At 63.7% G+C, this 14,946-nt stretch carries 14 protein-coding genes; 9 read left to right on the top strand and 5 right to left on the bottom strand.

Annotated features, from left to right (window positions below; all coding sequences use genetic code 11):
* Positions 1 to 39: 39 nt before the first annotated feature.
* The 7 genes from ACO07D_RS18090 to ACO07D_RS18120 all read left to right on the top strand — a co-directional run bounded on the left by ACO07D_RS18090 (position 40) and on the right by ACO07D_RS18120 (position 4,083).
* Positions 40 to 558, top strand: coding sequence for an SspB family protein (locus tag ACO07D_RS18090; RefSeq protein WP_421704326.1), 519 nt, complete (start codon positions 40 to 42; stop codon positions 556 to 558).
* Positions 559 to 651: 93 nt separating this feature from the next.
* Positions 652 to 1,236, top strand: coding sequence for a hypothetical protein (locus ACO07D_RS18095; RefSeq protein ID WP_421704327.1), 585 nt, complete (start codon positions 652 to 654; stop codon positions 1,234 to 1,236).
* Positions 1,237 to 1,378: 142 nt separating this feature from the next.
* The gene (locus tag ACO07D_RS18100) at positions 1,379 to 1,936 is read left to right on the top strand and encodes a class I SAM-dependent methyltransferase (RefSeq protein WP_421704328.1); all 558 of its coding nucleotides are present in this window, start codon (positions 1,379 to 1,381) and stop codon (positions 1,934 to 1,936) included.
* Positions 1,937 to 2,041: 105 nt separating this feature from the next.
* The gene (gene fumC / locus ACO07D_RS18105) at positions 2,042 to 3,436 is read left to right on the top strand and encodes a class II fumarate hydratase (RefSeq protein WP_421704329.1); all 1,395 of its coding nucleotides are present in this window, start codon (positions 2,042 to 2,044) and stop codon (positions 3,434 to 3,436) included.
* A 1-nt stretch (position 3,437) separates the two neighbouring features.
* Positions 3,438 to 3,611 carry a DUF4169 family protein gene (locus tag ACO07D_RS18110; protein WP_421704330.1) on the top strand — a complete coding sequence of 58 codons (174 nt, stop codon included), beginning with the start codon at positions 3,438 to 3,440 and terminating at the stop codon, positions 3,609 to 3,611.
* Positions 3,608 to 3,829 (top strand): ribbon-helix-helix domain-containing protein, encoded by a 222-nt coding sequence (locus ACO07D_RS18115; protein ID WP_421704331.1) that lies wholly within the window; start codon positions 3,608 to 3,610, stop codon positions 3,827 to 3,829. The genes ACO07D_RS18110 and ACO07D_RS18115 overlap by 4 nt, the downstream gene beginning before the upstream one ends.
* 2 nt (positions 3,830 to 3,831) lie before the next feature.
* A complete protein-coding gene (locus ACO07D_RS18120) occupies positions 3,832 to 4,083 on the top strand; it encodes an N-(5'-phosphoribosyl)anthranilate isomerase (protein ID WP_421704332.1) in 252 nt (83 codons plus the stop codon).
* Positions 4,084 to 4,149: 66 nt separating this feature from the next.
* On the opposite strand, the gene ACO07D_RS18125 is transcribed toward ACO07D_RS18120, so the two are convergent.
* From ACO07D_RS18125 to ACO07D_RS18135, 3 genes are all read right to left on the bottom strand, one after another.
* Entirely contained in the window at positions 4,150 to 5,526 is a 1,377-nt protein-coding gene (locus ACO07D_RS18125) for a cytochrome P450 (protein ID WP_421704333.1), read from the bottom strand.
* On the bottom strand, positions 5,523 to 6,761 hold the full coding sequence (locus tag ACO07D_RS18130) for a hypothetical protein (RefSeq protein ID WP_421704334.1): 1,239 nt from the start codon (positions 6,759 to 6,761) through the stop codon (positions 5,523 to 5,525). Before ACO07D_RS18130 ends, ACO07D_RS18125 begins: the two co-directional genes overlap by 4 nt.
* Positions 6,762 to 6,830: 69 nt before the next feature.
* Positions 6,831 to 7,583, bottom strand: coding sequence for a cytochrome c biogenesis CcdA family protein (locus ACO07D_RS18135; protein ID WP_421704335.1), 753 nt, complete (start codon positions 7,581 to 7,583; stop codon positions 6,831 to 6,833).
* A gap of 125 nt (positions 7,584 to 7,708) precedes the next feature.
* Between ACO07D_RS18135 and ACO07D_RS18140 the strand changes: the two genes are divergently transcribed.
* A complete protein-coding gene (locus ACO07D_RS18140) occupies positions 7,709 to 7,960 on the top strand; it encodes a sulfurtransferase TusA family protein (RefSeq protein ID WP_421704336.1) in 252 nt (83 codons plus the stop codon).
* 72 nt (positions 7,961 to 8,032) lie between these two features.
* Here the strand turns inward: ACO07D_RS18140 and ACO07D_RS18145 are convergent, their stop codons facing one another.
* Together ACO07D_RS18145 and ACO07D_RS18150 are read right to left on the bottom strand one after the other, a co-directional pair.
* The gene (locus ACO07D_RS18145; RefSeq protein WP_421704337.1) at positions 8,033 to 11,038 is read right to left on the bottom strand and encodes an Rne/Rng family ribonuclease; all 3,006 of its coding nucleotides are present in this window, start codon (positions 11,036 to 11,038) and stop codon (positions 8,033 to 8,035) included.
* A 560-nt stretch (positions 11,039 to 11,598) separates the two neighbouring features.
* The gene (locus ACO07D_RS18150; RefSeq protein ID WP_421704338.1) at positions 11,599 to 14,166 is read right to left on the bottom strand and encodes a penicillin-binding protein 1A; all 2,568 of its coding nucleotides are present in this window, start codon (positions 14,164 to 14,166) and stop codon (positions 11,599 to 11,601) included.
* Positions 14,167 to 14,319: 153 nt separating this feature from the next.
* Here ACO07D_RS18150 and ACO07D_RS18155 point away from each other — a divergent pair, with 153 nt between their 5' ends.
* Positions 14,320 to 14,931 carry a class I SAM-dependent methyltransferase gene (locus ACO07D_RS18155; RefSeq protein WP_421704339.1) on the top strand — a complete coding sequence of 204 codons (612 nt, stop codon included), beginning with the start codon at positions 14,320 to 14,322 and terminating at the stop codon, positions 14,929 to 14,931.
* Positions 14,932 to 14,946: the final 15 nt, after the last annotated feature.

Here is a 14,946-nt window from a genome sequence, read left to right on the forward strand (position 1 = left end):
CTCGTATGCTGGACGCATAGTGAACAGGAAGGCCCACCCATGTCCGACCGGATCGATTATGGAAACCTGATGCATGACGCGATGCGGAGCCTGATCCGTACCGTCCTGGACGAGGTCGCCGACCGCGGCTTGCCCGGCGCGCATCATTTCTTCATCAGCTTCGACACCACCCACCCGGAGGTCGAGCTGGCCGATTGGCTGCGCGAACGATTTCCGGAGGACATGACCATCGTCATGCAGCACTGGTTCGCCGACCTTGAAGTGACCGAGAACGGATTTTCCGTCACGCTGAACTTCGGCGACCAACCCGAACGCATGTCGATCCCTTATGACGCGATCCGCACCTTCGTGGACCCTTCGGTGGAGTTCGGCCTGCGGTTCGAAACCCAGGAAGACGAAGAAGAAGCCGAATTGGCCGCTGCAGAGGAAGCGCCGGTCGATTTCGAGGAATTCGCGCCCCCTGCCGAAGACAGCCCGGCGGCCTCCGAGGAGGAGGACGCGGAAGAGGAAGAGCACAAGGACGCCGAGATCGTCAGCCTGGACAGCTTCCGCAAGTGATCTGAATGCCCCGCCCCCCCGGCCCGCGCCGGGGTTTTCTGTTGGCGAAGGGCAAACCATCCCAAAACTACTTTTTTCATAATGATATCAGCCATGAAACTCGGCCGTAGCTCGATCACATCCTCCGCCCTGTGTCTTGCCGCCTGCGGGATCGCCTGGGCGGGTGGACCGGAGACGGTCAGCAGATCCGAAGTCGCGGCACGGCACTGCACGGCGCAATGGGCGAAACTCGTCGAGGTCACCCCGAACGCTTGGTCGGATCTCCCACCGATCGAGGTTGACCCCACCCTGGATCCCGCCACCACCACTGCCTTCAACAAATACGTCACCGCCGTGGTGGCGCTGGCCGAGTATTTCGGCCAGTTCACGGGCCTCACCGACAGCCAGTACCAAACCGCCGCCCATATTGCCCAGGCCCGGGCTCGGTTCGAACTGGCCATGTGTCTGGTCCCGACCGAGGAAGAGCGCGATCTGATCACCGCGCTGGCCCACGCCGCGGGTGGCGGAACGGCGGCGGAGATAGAAGCGCGCCTGTTTGACGGCTTTGACACATTCTTCTGCACGGGTGCGGATCAGGCAAGCGAACAGATCTTTCGTCTGGAACCGACAAGCCCCACCTTTGCCGACGATATCGACAGCATCATGTCCACCGCCATGCGTGCATGCGAGGCGGGGTAGGCCCGTTTTTTTGCCCGTCGCGCCCGCCCTGTAACGGCTCTGTCGCGGCTTCATGAAGCTTCGGTGAAGATTTCGGCGTGGCTCTTGCCCGGGCTCGTAACCTCTGCATTCTGCACGAAAACGCATCTTGCAGGAGGCCCCGATGCCCGCCCCGATCACGCTCTTTCTGAAGGAAACCCTGCGCCGCCCGAAAGAGGTCGTGGCGATCGCCCCCTCCTCGGCGGCCACCGCGCGCAAGATGACGGCGGGGGTCGAGGATGTGGATGGCCCGATCGTTGAAATCGGTCCGGGCACAGGGGTATTCACCAAAGCGATCCTGGATCGGGGCGTTGCGCCGGAGCGGCTGACGTTGCTCGAAATGAACGCGAATTTCTGTGATGCCCTGCGCACACGCTTTCCGGGTGTAACCGTACTCAACCGCCCGGCACAGGAGATCCAGGAGATCGGGCTCGAAGGCATCAGCGCGGTAATCTCCGGCGTGCCGGTGCTGGCCCGACCGCAGATCCAACGCGAGGTCGTGGGGCGTGCCTTCGACGTCATGGCCCCTGATGGGTTCTTCACCCAGATCACCTATTCACCCCGCGCGCCCATTGCACCGGACATGCGCGCCGAGCTGGGGCTGTCCACACATCATCGCGGCATGATCTGGGGAAACCTTCCGCCCGCCCATGTCTTCGAGTTTCGCCGCGCGCGCCACTAGGGAAAGACCGGGCGCAGGCGTTAGCGGTATCCAACGGTATACAGGATTGAACTTTGTGCCGGATCGGCTATGAAGTCAGCGAGACTTTAGCAAAGGCGCTGATACATGACCCAGACCCGCACCGAAACCGACAGCTTTGGCCCGCTCGAAGTTCCCACCGACAAATATTGGGGCGCGCAGACGCAGCGCTCGTTGATGAACTTCCCGATCGGCTGGGAAAAGCAGCCCGTTGCCATCGTGCGCGCGTTGGGCGTGATCAAACAAGCCTGCGCCGAGGCCAACACCGCCTCCGGCGCGATGGACAAGACCATCGGCGACGCGGTCGTTCAGGCGGCCTCCGAAGTGGTGGCCGGCAAGTTCGACGACAACTTCCCGCTGGTTGTCTGGCAGACCGGTTCCGGCACCCAGTCGAACATGAATGCCAACGAGGTCATCGCCAACCGCGCGATTGAGATCCTGGGCGGCGTGATCGGCTCGAAAGACCCGGTGCACCCGAACGATCACTGCAACATGGGCCAGTCGTCGAACGACACCTTCCCGACCGCCATGCATATCGCCACCGCCATGTCGGTGCGTGACGTGCTACTGCCCGGTCTGGAAAAACTGCTGACGGGCCTCGAGGCCAAGCAGGAAGAGTTCAAGGACATCATCAAGATCGGCCGCACCCACACCCAGGACGCCACGCCGCTGACCCTGGGTCAGGAATTCTCGGGCTATGCCCACATGATCCGTCAGGGGATCGCGCGCGTGAAGGCCGCCCTGCCCGGCATCTATGAACTGGCCCAAGGCGGCACCGCCGTCGGCACCGGGCTGAACACCAACAAGGGCTGGGGCGAGGAAGTCGCCGCCAACATGGCGCGCATCACCGACCTGCCCTTCGTCACCGCCCCCAACAAGTTCGAGGCCCTGTCGGCCCATGACGCCATGGTCTTCATGTCTGGCGCCATCGCGACCGTCGCGGGCAGCTGCTACAAGATCGCCAACGACATCCGCTTCCTGGGCTCCGGCCCGCGCTCGGGTCTGGGCGAGCTGATCCTGCCGGAAAACGAACCGGGCAGCTCGATCATGCCGGGCAAGGTCAACCCGACCCAGGCCGAAGCGCTGACCCAGGTGGCCGCCCATGTGATGGGCAATGACGCGGCGATGAAGTTTGCGGGCTCGCAGGGTCACTTCGAGCTCAACGTCTACAACCCGATGATGAGCTACAATCTGCTGCAATCGATCCAGCTGCTGGGCGACGCCGCGGACAGCTTTACCGAGCGTATGCTGAACGGCATCCAGGCGAACGAGCCGCGCATCGACAAGCTGATGAAGGAAAGCCTGATGTTGGTCACCGCCCTGGCGCCCACCATCGGTTACGACAATGCCACCAAGGTCGCCAAGACCGCGCACAAGAACGGCACCACTCTGAAGGAAGAGGCGATTGCACTCGGCTTCGTGGACGAGGCCACCTTTGATGCAGTTGTGCGCCCCGAGCAGATGATTGGTCCGAAGGACTGAGATGGCTAAGGTCGTCAACCTGAACAAGGCCCGCAAGGCGCGGGATCGCGTTAAGAAGCGTGCGCAAGCCGATGAAAACGCGGTGAAGTTCGGGCTGACGAAAGCCGAGAAGAATCTGAACAAGACCCGGGCCGAGAAATCGGCCCGGGATCTGGACGGGCACGAGACCCAATGAGACCTGAAAAACACTCCCTGACTCTGCATGGCCACCGCACCTCGGTCTCGCTGGAACGCGAGTTCTGGGATGCGTTTCGCGAGATTGCCGCCGAGCGCGGTATGCCGATCAATGCGCTCGCCGCCGAGATCGACGCGGCCCGCGGGGTGGACATGGGGCTGGCCTCGGCGATCCGATTGCACGTGCTGCGCCACTATCGCGGGTTAACCGCTGATTAACCATGCTGGGGCAGGATTGGGGGATGACGGAACTTCATGCCCTTCTCCCCGCCGATGTCTGGCTGCAGCAGGTCTTCGATGCCAAAGCCGCGCGTGAAGGCGGAATTGTGCGCCGCAAGCGGCGTGACATCGAACGCACCGTTGGTTGGGAACGGTTCGAGTTTGAGCTGAGGCGACGCGGCTTTCATGCCGTCGAAAATTCCGGCCAGATTGTCATCTTCTGCAACAATGCTCCGATCAGACAGGTTGTCTGACCTCTCCGCCGGACCAAAAGTTTTCAGAAAACTTTTGGCAAGACTTTTCTGAAAAGTCTTGCTGCCTCACTCGCGCCGCGTGATCTTCAACCAGATCCCGTCCTTGCCCCGCACCGTCAGATGGGCCACCGGCATGGCAGGCCGGTCCTCCACCAACTCGAACCGATATTCCCGCACCAGAAGCGACAGGATCAACGGCCCCTCGATCATCGCGAAGGCAGACCCCGGACAGACCCTCTGCCCGGCAGAAAACGGCATATAGGCGTCCCGCATGCACTGCTTGCCCTCGGGCGTCTGGAACCGCCCAGGGTCGAATTCGTCTGGCCGATCCCAGATCCGTTCATGGCGATGCAGGTGCCAGGGGCTCAGCACCACCTGGCTGCCCTTGGGCACATCGCGTTTGCGGAACTCCTCGGGACAGGCCGCCTCGCGCACCATCATCGGCACCGGCGGGTAGAGCCGCATCGACTCGCGAAACACGTCGCGCGACAGCTTCAGCTTGGACATGGTCGAGAAATAAATCTTCTCGGGATCGAACTGCAGCGCCTCTTCGGCCACGCGGTCCTGCCAGTTGGGATACATCGCCAACAGGTACAGCGCCCATGCCAGGGCCGAAGCGCTGGTCTCATGCCCCGCCAGGAAGAAGATCGCGACTTGGTCGACCATTTCTTCGGTGTCGAAACACGCCCCCGTCTCCGGGTCCGGCGTGGTCATGATCTTGGTCGCCAGATCATCGGGCGCGGTGCCTGCGCGGATCGCCTCCATCCGCTCGGCGGTCAGCTGGGTGATCAGGGTGCGGATGTCGCGGGCGGTGTCCTTCGTCTCGCGCCGGTGAAAGCGCGGAAACCAGCGCGGCAGCGGAAGAATTGCTCCCAGGTTCACCACCGGAGCGGTGCGCTGGTGGTCCTTAAACCGGTCAAAGACAGCGCCCGCAACCTCATGCTCAATCGGGATCGAAAACAGCGTGCGAAAGATCACATCGGCGGCGGCGTGGCTGGTCTGGGCTTCGATCTCGACCGGTTGCCCGTCGGCCAGCGGCGCCAAGCGGTTCACACAGGCCACGCCCGCGTCCCACATTGCCGGAAAGACCTCGCGCACGCGCCCACCCTCGAAGGCCGGGTCGATAATGCGGCGCTGGCGCTTCCAGGTCTCGCCATTGGTGATGAAGACCGAGTTGCCCAGCAGGGGCGCCAGCCCCTCGCGCACGCGGTCGGACTTGGGAAAATCGTCGGGGCGTCCCTTCAAAACCAAGTCGACGAGTTCCGGGTCATTGCACATGAAGCTGCGAAAGAAGGGCGTGCGGAACTCGGCCATCCAGGCGCGATAAAGATGCGCGGGCTGCGCCGACAGGATATCGCGGCGAAACAGTTTCATGTAGCGCCAGAGCGAGACCTTGCCCGGGCGCGCGGGCGGTTTGGGGGGCAACAAGGGGGCGTCCGTCATGAGGCCATATCGGTGTATTTCGACACCGTTCTGTCAATGCGACTTTTCGACGGGCGTCGACCGGCGAAGCGGTTGGCCAGTGTCTGGGGTCCGGCGGTGATGCGGAAATAATCATAGTCCCCGGGCCGGTCGAAAGCGCAGAGATACTGGAAATGCAGACGGAAGAAGCGCCAGCGCAGCTCAGCCCAACGTTCGGAGCTGAGCGTCTGGGTAAAGGCGGCGGATATCACCAGTGGCCAGCGTTTACCTGAGGGGGGCGCGGCCCCCGACACGGTGACCGGATCACAGAGGGCAAAGGCGCAGCCGTCCCCGGGCGCGGTCACGTCGACCCAGGTGATCCCACCTGCCCGGCTGAGGTCATGCAGGTCGCGGCGCAGGCGTCGCGCCTCGGGCAGGAAACTGACCATCGGCACCACCTGACCCAAGGTCAGAAACCCCAGTGTCGGCCCATTGTCCGGCAGCCGTCCGTCGCGCACCAAATCGGCCAGGATCGACACGCCCAGATGCGCGCCGGAGCTGTGGCCGACCACCAGAACCTCATCCACATCCGTGGTCAACGCACGGGCAATTTGGTCAGCAAACTCACCCATGCGGGCCTCCAACTCGGGCGGATTCGCCCCCCTGGTAGCCGCCGAATAGCTGTAGTCATGCATCAGGTAGTAGACGTAGAGCTTGTTGTCGATCTTGCGAAACCAGCGCATCAGCGCGACGACCACAGCCAGGAAGACGGCCCACCCGGCGGCCAATCCGGCCAACGGGTGCAGCGTCCCCGCCCCCCAGCGGGCAAGCCCCGCTAGAACCACGCCGACAACCAGCGCCAGGATCAACTGCAGGATCAACATGCCCACCGGGTAAAGCGCGGCAATGACCGGCCCTTTCCTGAGCCGCATGAGCCGCCGCAGCGCGCCGGAACCGATATAGGTCCAGGCGGTGCGGGCCATCATCAGGTAGGTGGCGGGGATCGACAGCTCCATACTGTCTCGCACGATATCGGACCAGACCAGCACGTCAAACTCCGCCTCGACCTCGGCCCCGTCCTGGGTGGAGTTGACCAGCCAGCCGTAGCTGTCGGTCCCCTGACGGCCAATCAGATCGAGCGTATAGCCGGAGATCGCGCCCTGGGCGGCCCCCTCCTTGCGGTAGAGCTCCCGGTAGCGGCGTGGGTGAATCGGGTCATAGCCGGGGATGTAGAACACCCGGCGGCGCGTGACTTCCTGCTGTGGTTTGCCTGTCATCCGCAGACCCTGCCTTGCCTGAGTGCAGCCATAGCAGAAAAATCGGGCGGGATTAAGACTTTACGCGGCTCAACCGATGGCGGCGAGCGCCGGGAAGGTTTCCAAGAGCCAGTAGGAGAAGGCCGAGAATCCGCCAGTCAGCATCAGCAGACCAATGGTCCACAGAAGCAGGCCCATGATGCGTTCAATCTGCTCCATGTGGCGTTTCATCCAGCCCATCAGCCCCGTCAGACGCGACATGAAGGCGGCGACCAGCAGGAAGGGCACCCCCAGGCCAATGGCATAGGTGCCCAGAAGGATGGTGCCGCGCGCAACGTCACCCTCGCTGGCGGCCATGGACAGGACCGCACCCAGGATCGGGCCGATACAGGGCGTCCAGCCAAAGGCGAAGGCCAGACCCAGCAGGTAGGCGCCAAAGGCGCTGCCGCCCCGGTCACCCGCGTCGATGCGTGCTTCGCGCAAGAGGAAGGGAATGCGGATGGCGCCGACGAAATGCGCGCCGAAAATCATCACCAGCGCACCGGCGAAGATGTTGAAATAGCTCTGATTTTGCAGAAATATCTGCCCCATGGCCGAGGCGGTGAAACCCAGGAACAGGAACACGGTCGATAGGCCCATGACAAAGAACAGCGCCGTTACCGTGGCCTTGCGCGCAGCCCCGCGATCTTCGGTCATCTCGCTCATCGACACGCCGGACATATAGGCCAGATAGGGTGGCACGATCGGCAGCACGCAGGGGCTGAGGAAAGAGATCCCGCCCGCGACGAGGGCGACGAACATGGCGGGCATAAGGCTCGCGTCAAAGAGGTCGATTCCGAACATGTTCCTCACATAGCGACTTCGCGGGGCAAGGTCACGGGGCAAGCTGTCACAGAGCTGCGACATCGCGAAAGCGTGACCGGTCTTGCGCCATGGACAGAAGGCGGCGGCTGACCTATGTCAGAGCCATGACCGACCTGACACCCCCGACGAAGCAATACGACGAAGACCTCGACGCGATCGGCCTGTTGTGCCCCCTGCCCGTGCTCAAGGCGCGCAAGCGGTTGAAGGGGATGGAAAGCGGCCAGGTCCTGCGCCTACAGGCCACCGACCCCGCGGCGGTGATCGACGTGCCGCATTTCTGCGCCGAACAGGGGCACGAGTTCCTGGGCTTGGCGGAGGGCGACGGGACGACCTTCTATTTCATCCGCCGCAAGTAACACCCGACGCTTCGCCAGAAACGAAAAACGCCGGACCCTCGGGCCCGGCGTTTTCTTTTGGTTCAGAGCAGCTTAGCGGCCCAGCGACCACCAGCCCTTCTTCTTGGGCTTGGGCGGTTCGTTGCTTTCCTCAGCCGGAACTTCGGCCTCGGCCGCAGCAGGTTCGGGCGTGGCGTCCACCACGATCTCTTCCGCGGGCGCCTCGGCAGCCTCTTCGGCGGGCGCTTCGGCCGCCTCGGGGGCCGCTTCGACCTCGGCCGGAGCTTCTTCGCTCACCGGCTCAGCCAACGCCTCAGAAGCTTCTTCGGCCGGAGCCTCAGCGACCGCTTCAACCGGCGCTTCCTCGGCAGGAGCTTCCGCTGCGGGCGCCTCCTCCTTGGGTTCGGCCTTCTTGCGACGTGTCCGCGGCTTGCGCTTGGGCTTTTCTTCCTCCGCAGGCGCTTCAGCGTCCGTTTCGGCAGCCTCGGCGGGGACTTCTTCCGTGGCCTCGGCCTCCTCGGCCTTCTTGGCCTTGGTGGTCCGCTTGCGCGTACGCTTCTTGGGCTTTTCTTCCTCGGTGGGGGCGTCGGCCTCCGCCTCGGAAGCTTCACCTTCAGCAGCTTCCGCTACCTCAGCAGGCGCCTCGTCCGCCTTCTTGCGGCGGGTGCGACGACGCTTGGGCTTTTCTTCCGCTTCCGGCGCGGCCTCAGCGGCCTCTTCAGCCGGAGCCTCGGCTTCCGCGGCACCGTCCTGTGCCTCGTCAGCGCCCTCTTCGGTCGCATCCTCGGCACCAGCCTGGGCTTCACCCTCGGCCCCACCGGACTTGCGGCGACGACGACGGCGGCGACGCTTCTTGGGCTTGGGCGCCTCTTCGCCACCCTCTTCCTCGACGCTCACCACCTCGGCCTCTTCGACCTCGGCGTCGATATCGCTCATCAGCGAAGCATCGACCGACACGACCGGAGCCTCGGCCACGATACGCGTGGCGGTCTTGAACTTCTCGATCGAGAAATCGGGCGAGATCAGGAAGGGATCGGCCTCGATACGCACGGACAGGCCATAGCGCGCCTCGATCTGCGCGATATGCTCGCGCTTGTTGTTCATCAAGAAGTTGATGATGCCGATCGGCGCCTTCAGCAGAACCTCGCGCGAGCGACGGCGCACGCCCTCTTCTTCCAGCTGACGCAGGATGTTCAGGGCCAGGTTGTCGTCCGAGCGGATCAGGCCAGTGCCATGGCAATGGTTGCAGGGCTGGGTCGTTGCCTCGATCATGCCGGGACGCAGACGCTGACGGGACATTTCCATCAACCCGAAGCCGGAGATCCGGCCCACCTGGATGCGCGCGCGATCCGTCTTCAGCTTGTCCTTCATGCGCTTTTCGACGGCGTTGTTGTTCTTGCGCTCTTCCATGTCGATGAAATCGATCACGATGAGACCGGCAAGGTCACGCAGGCGCAGCTGGCGGGCGACTTCCTCGGCCGCCTCAAGGTTGGTCTTCAGCGCGGTTTCCTCGATCGAACCTTCCTTGGTGGCCCGGCCGGAGTTCACGTCGATGGCCACCAGGGCCTCGGTCACGCCGATCACGATATAGCCGCCGGATTTCAGCTGCACGGTCGGGTTGAACATGCCCGACAGGTAGCTTTCCACCTGGTAGCGCGCGAACAGCGGCATCGGCTCCTGGTAGTTCTTCACGTTCTTGGCGTGGGACGGCATGATCATCTTCATAAAGTCCTTGGCGGTGCGATAGCCCACCTCGCCTTCGACCAGAACCTCGTCGATCTCGCGATTATAGAGGTCGCGGATCGAGCGTTTGATCAGGTTGCCTTCTTCATAGATCTTGGCGGGCGCGATGGATTTCAGCGTCAGCTCGCGGATCTGTTCCCACAGGCGCTGCAGGTACTCATAGTCGCGCTTGATCTCGGACTTGGTGCGCTTGGCACCGGCGGTGCGGATGATCAGGCCCGCGCCCTTGGGCACGTCGATCTCGGTCGCGATCTCCTTGAGCTTCTTGCGGTCCGAGGCATTGGTGATCTTGCGCGAGATGCCGCCACCACGTGCGGTGTTGGGCATCAGGACGCAATAGCGGCCGGCCAGCGACAGGTAGGTGGTCAAGGCGGCGCCCTTATTGCCGCGCTCTTCCTTGACGACCTGCACCAGAAGGATCTGGCGCACCTTGATCACTTCCTGGATCTTGTACTTCTTCGGACGCGGCTTGCGACGGGTGCGGATTTCCTCGGCGACGTCTTCTTCGGCGACCGATTCAATCTGGTCGTCCTTTTCGGTGGCGTCGAGGGGGCTGTCATCCTCGTCGTCATCATCATCGCTGTCGTCGTCGCTGTCATCGCCAGAGGCTTCGGCCTTTTCGGCGGCCTTGTCATCGGCCTTGTCCTCGGCTGCTTCTTCCTTGGCCTCTTCGGCCTCAGCAGACGCCTCTGTGCTCTCCGCCGGTGCATCGGCCTCGGCCGCCGCATCCCCTTCGGGGGCGGCAGGCGCGTCGGTCTCAGCGGCGGCCTCGGTTGCGGGTTCCACCTCAGCCTCGGCAGGCGCATCCGTCTTGGATTCGGCCTTCACCTCATCGGGATCGGCCACCGGGGTCTCTTCGACCAAGTCCATCGGCGAATGACCCTCGGCCGGATCCGCGCCGCCCTCGTCGAGGTCGATCACGTCCATGCCGGCGGGTGCGGCGTCCAATTCCTTGGTCGCCACCGCATCGGTGTTCTTGCTTTCCTCGGCCTTGGATTTCGACCGCGAGCGGCGAGAGCGGGTGCGACGCGCCTTGGGCTTGTCGTCCTCGGCAGCCATGGCTTCCGCATAGGCCTGTTCCTCGGCCAGCAGAGCTTCGCGGTCCGCGACTGGGATCTGGTAATAATCCGGGTGGATTTCCGAGAATGCCAGGAAGCCGTGACGGTTCCCGCCGTAATCGACAAAAGCGGCCTGCAGCGAGGGTTCGACGCGGGTTACTTTTGCCAGGTAGATGTTGCCAGCCAGCTGGCGTTTGTTTTCGGACTCAAAATCAAACTCTTCGACTTTGTTCCCGTCGACCACCACAACGCGGGTTTCTTCCGCGTGGGTGGCATCGATAAGCATCTTCTTTGCCATGTTGTCCAATCGCACCCGAAGATCGGCCTGCCCCTCCTGGAGGAGCGGCGGGGGACTTGGGGTGACTTGTCAGGGCGAGAGACGGCGCGGCGTACGGGACGAAGTTGACCGGCCCCGGGGCCGCTCCTTCGTTGTGCTCGTACCTCTCGCGCGTCATCGCGTTTCTTCTCCGGCGTTCCGGTCGGTCTTCGTGGGGTCTTGCCCCCGAACCCGGCCCGTGCGCCCATTCGGAGCCTGATACATGCCGCGCGTCACCGCGCCACGGATCAAGCAAATCATTCGGTCTTTCGACCCTCTGGCCGGACCCTCGGACCTCTTTCGCCCGTAGTCTCCGACCCTCTCGGTCTGCCCTGCCCCGCGCGGCGATCTGCGCCTGCGACCGGGAAGGCCAGCGAAACTGTCAAGCGGGCACGTTCACACGTGCAAGACCGCTTGGATTGAACATAAGGTCTGGGGCACGGGAAAGACAATGGCGAAAATGCGCCAATTGCATAACTTCCTGTTGCCACGCCGATTTTTCACCTGCCCATACGGGTCGGTCAGCATCCCGGCCTCAACGGTCAGTAAAGCCCGCCCGAGGACAGCGACCCAAAATCCGCCTTGTCCGGGATCACCACCACTTCGCCATCCGAGGTCACGACCTCTTCGCCGCTGTCGGTCTGCACGGTTCCCCCGGTGCCCTGCCCGTCGGTATTGAGGAACAGTGGCAGGTTCGACCCCATCGCGAAACCACCATCGAACATGACGCCGAACAGCGGCTCTTCGCCATCGCGGAAATACTCCGCCACAACGTGGTCGCCACCGGCCTCATCGGGTAGGCGCGCGCCTGTGAACCGGTCGATCTTGATGAAATGGCCGCCCTCTGGCACGTCGAAGGGTCCGCCGCCGTACTTTGCCACCGCTTCGTCCATGAACTGGTCGAAAACCGGGCCACACATGCCGCCACCGGAGGCACCGGGCATGGTGCGCGGGCGGTCGTAGCCGATGTAGCAGCCCGCCACGATGTTCGAGGTAAAGCCGACGAACCACGCGTCCTTGGCGTCATTGGTGGTACCGGTCTTGCCCGCGACGGGCACCGGCAGGGTGACCCGCCCGGCGGCCGTGCCGCGCTGCACCACGCCACGCATCATCGAGGTGAGCTGATAGGCGGTGATCGCATCCATCACCCGTTCGCGGTCCGAAGTAATGCGCGGGCCATACCCCACATCCAGCGCCGCCGTGCGGCAGTCCACGCAGGCGCGCTGATCATGACGATAGACCGTGCGGCCCCAGCGGTCCTGCACCCGGTCGACCAGGGTCGGCTCCACCCGCTCGCCGCCGTTGGCGAACATCGCGTAGGCCGCGACCATGCGGAACAGGGTGGTTTCCTCGGCCCCCAGCGAGTTCGCCAGGAACGGGTTCATGCGGTCATAGACGCCGAAACGCTCGGCATAGCCAGCGACCAGGTCCATGCCGATCTCCTGCGCCAGACGCACGGTCATCAGGTTGCGCGACTGTTCGATGCCCGTGCGCAGGGGCGTCGGGCCATAGAATTCGCGCGAGGCGTTCTGCGGGCGCCAGATGCCTGCGCCGGTATCCACCTCGATCGGTGCGTCGATCAGCACCGTCGCCGGGGAAAACCCGCTATCCAGCGCGGCGGCATAGACGAAGGGCTTGAAGCTTGACCCCGGCTGGCGCGTGGCCTGGGTGGCGCGGTTGAACACCGAATGCTGGTAGCTGAACCCGCCCTGCATCGCGATCACACGCCCTGTATTCACGTCCATCGCCATGAAAGCGCCTTGCACCAGCGGCACCTGGCGCAGGGTCCAGCGGATGAAGCTGCCATCCGCGTCCTTGGTCATGGCACGTACCAGTACCACTTCGCCCTCGCGCAACAGGTCACCGGCAACCCGGGCGCGTGATCCGGCACTCTCGGTCTCGTCATCCCAGCGGCGCGCCCATTGCACGTCCTTGGCCGGGATCCAGTGACCATCCTCATCCTCTTCCACACCCTCGATGCCGATACGCGCATCATTGTTGCCAACACGCAAAACGACGGCGACATGCCAGCCGGGAATGTCGCGGGGCATCTCGGTCTCGGCCAGAGCCGCGCGCCAAGTGGCCTCATCCGCCATCTGCTCGGGCGTCAGCGTCACGCCGGTCGGACGCCAGATGCCGCGGTCGCGATCGTACTTCTCAAGTCCGGCGCGCAGGGCGGCCGCGGCTTCCAGCTGTAGCTCGGGATCGACCGTGGCGCGGATCGACAGCCCGCCGTTGAAGAACTCGTCCTCGCCGAAGTTGCGGCTGAGCTGGCGGCGGATCTCATCGGTGAAATAGTCGCGCGCAGGCATGGTCGAACGGAAGGACGGGATATCACCGGTCTGCACCGTGCGGATCGGGGTCGCAACGGCGGTCTCGTATTCCGCCTGGGTCAGATACCCGTTTTCCTTCATTTCCTCGAGCACGTAGTCGCGGCGCTTCAGCGCCTCGTCATAGTTCTTGGCCGGATTGTAGCTGTAGGGCGCCTTGGGGTGGATGGCGAGGAAAGCGGCCTCTTCGGGCGTCAGGTCTTCCAGAAGCTTGTTGAAATAGCTCTGCGCGGCGGCGGCGACACCGAAGCTGCGCACGCCCAAGTCGATCTCATTCAGGTAGAGCGCCAGGATCTCGTCCTTCGACAACACGCTTTCCAGGCGCACGGACAGGATCAGCTCCTTGATCTTGCGCTCGGCGCGGCGGTCGGAAGACAGAAGGAAGTTCTTCACCACCTGCTGGCCAATCGTGGACGCACCGCGGATGCGGCCGCCCTGAGCAGCCTCCAGCGCGGCGGCGGCGATGCCGCGAATGTCGAAGCCCTGGTGCTTGTAGAAATTCTTGTCCTCGGCCGAAATGAAGGCCCATTTCACCAGGTCCGGGATCTGTTCCGGCGGGGTGTAGAGGCGCCGCTCGCGGGCGAACTCATCCATCAGGCGGCCTTCGCGGTCATAGATCCGGCTGATCGTGGCAGGCGTGTAGTTGGACAGCTGCTCGTGGCTGGGCAGGTCCAGCGAATAGGCATAGAACACGCCGCCGATCAGCAGCGCGCCCATGAAGATGGACATGGTGATCCAGGTGAAAATGGACCCGAAGAAACCAAGAATGAAGCGGACCACGCGCGCCCCCTTTTGTGCCACGTCTGCCCCCTATATCGGGTGGCGGCACGGGGGTCAAAACCCCTGAGGTGAATTTTCGGCGGGGACACGCCGGTTTGTGTCGTCTTTTCAGGGTCCTCTTGCCCACGCCGGGGCTGCCTGTCACGAGGGGGCATGAGCAGTCCCGAAATGATCCTGGAAACCTATGAGTCGGTGGCCGAAGGGTTCGCCCGCGCCCGCAACCGCAGCCTGTTCGAGCGTAAGTGGCTCGACCGGCTGCTCAATCACGCCCCGGCCCGCCTGCCCGCGCGCCGTGTGCTGGACCTGGGCTGCGGCCCGGGCCTGCCGATTGCCGCCTACCTGTCGGATCGCGGCTGCGCGGTGACCGGCGTGGATGGTGCGGCCTCGATGGTGGCGCTGTTTCGCCGAAACCTTCCGCGTGCCACGGGGGTGGAGGATGACATGCGCGGGCTGGATCTGGGCGAGAAGTTCGAGGTCGTGCTGGCCTGGAACTCGTTCTTTCATCTGTCGGCCGACGATCAGCGCGGCATGTTCGCGACCTTCGCGGCCCACGCCGCGCCCCGCGCGGTTCTGATGTTCACTTCGGGCCCCAGCGCCGGCGAGGCGATCGGCGAGGTCGAGGGCCAGCCGGTCTATCACGCGTCACTGGCCCCGGAAGAATACCGCAAGCTGTTGGTGGACAACGGGTTTGCGCCGATCTCCTTCACCCCGGAAGATCCGGAGTGTCATGGGCATTCTATCTGGCTAGCGCGATACATGGGGTGAGCGCCGCCTCGGTGT

Origin of the sequence: Aliiroseovarius sp. (genome assembly GCF_965228805.1) — a bacterium.
Taxonomy (GTDB): Bacteria; Pseudomonadota; Alphaproteobacteria; order Rhodobacterales; family Rhodobacteraceae; genus JASBTN01.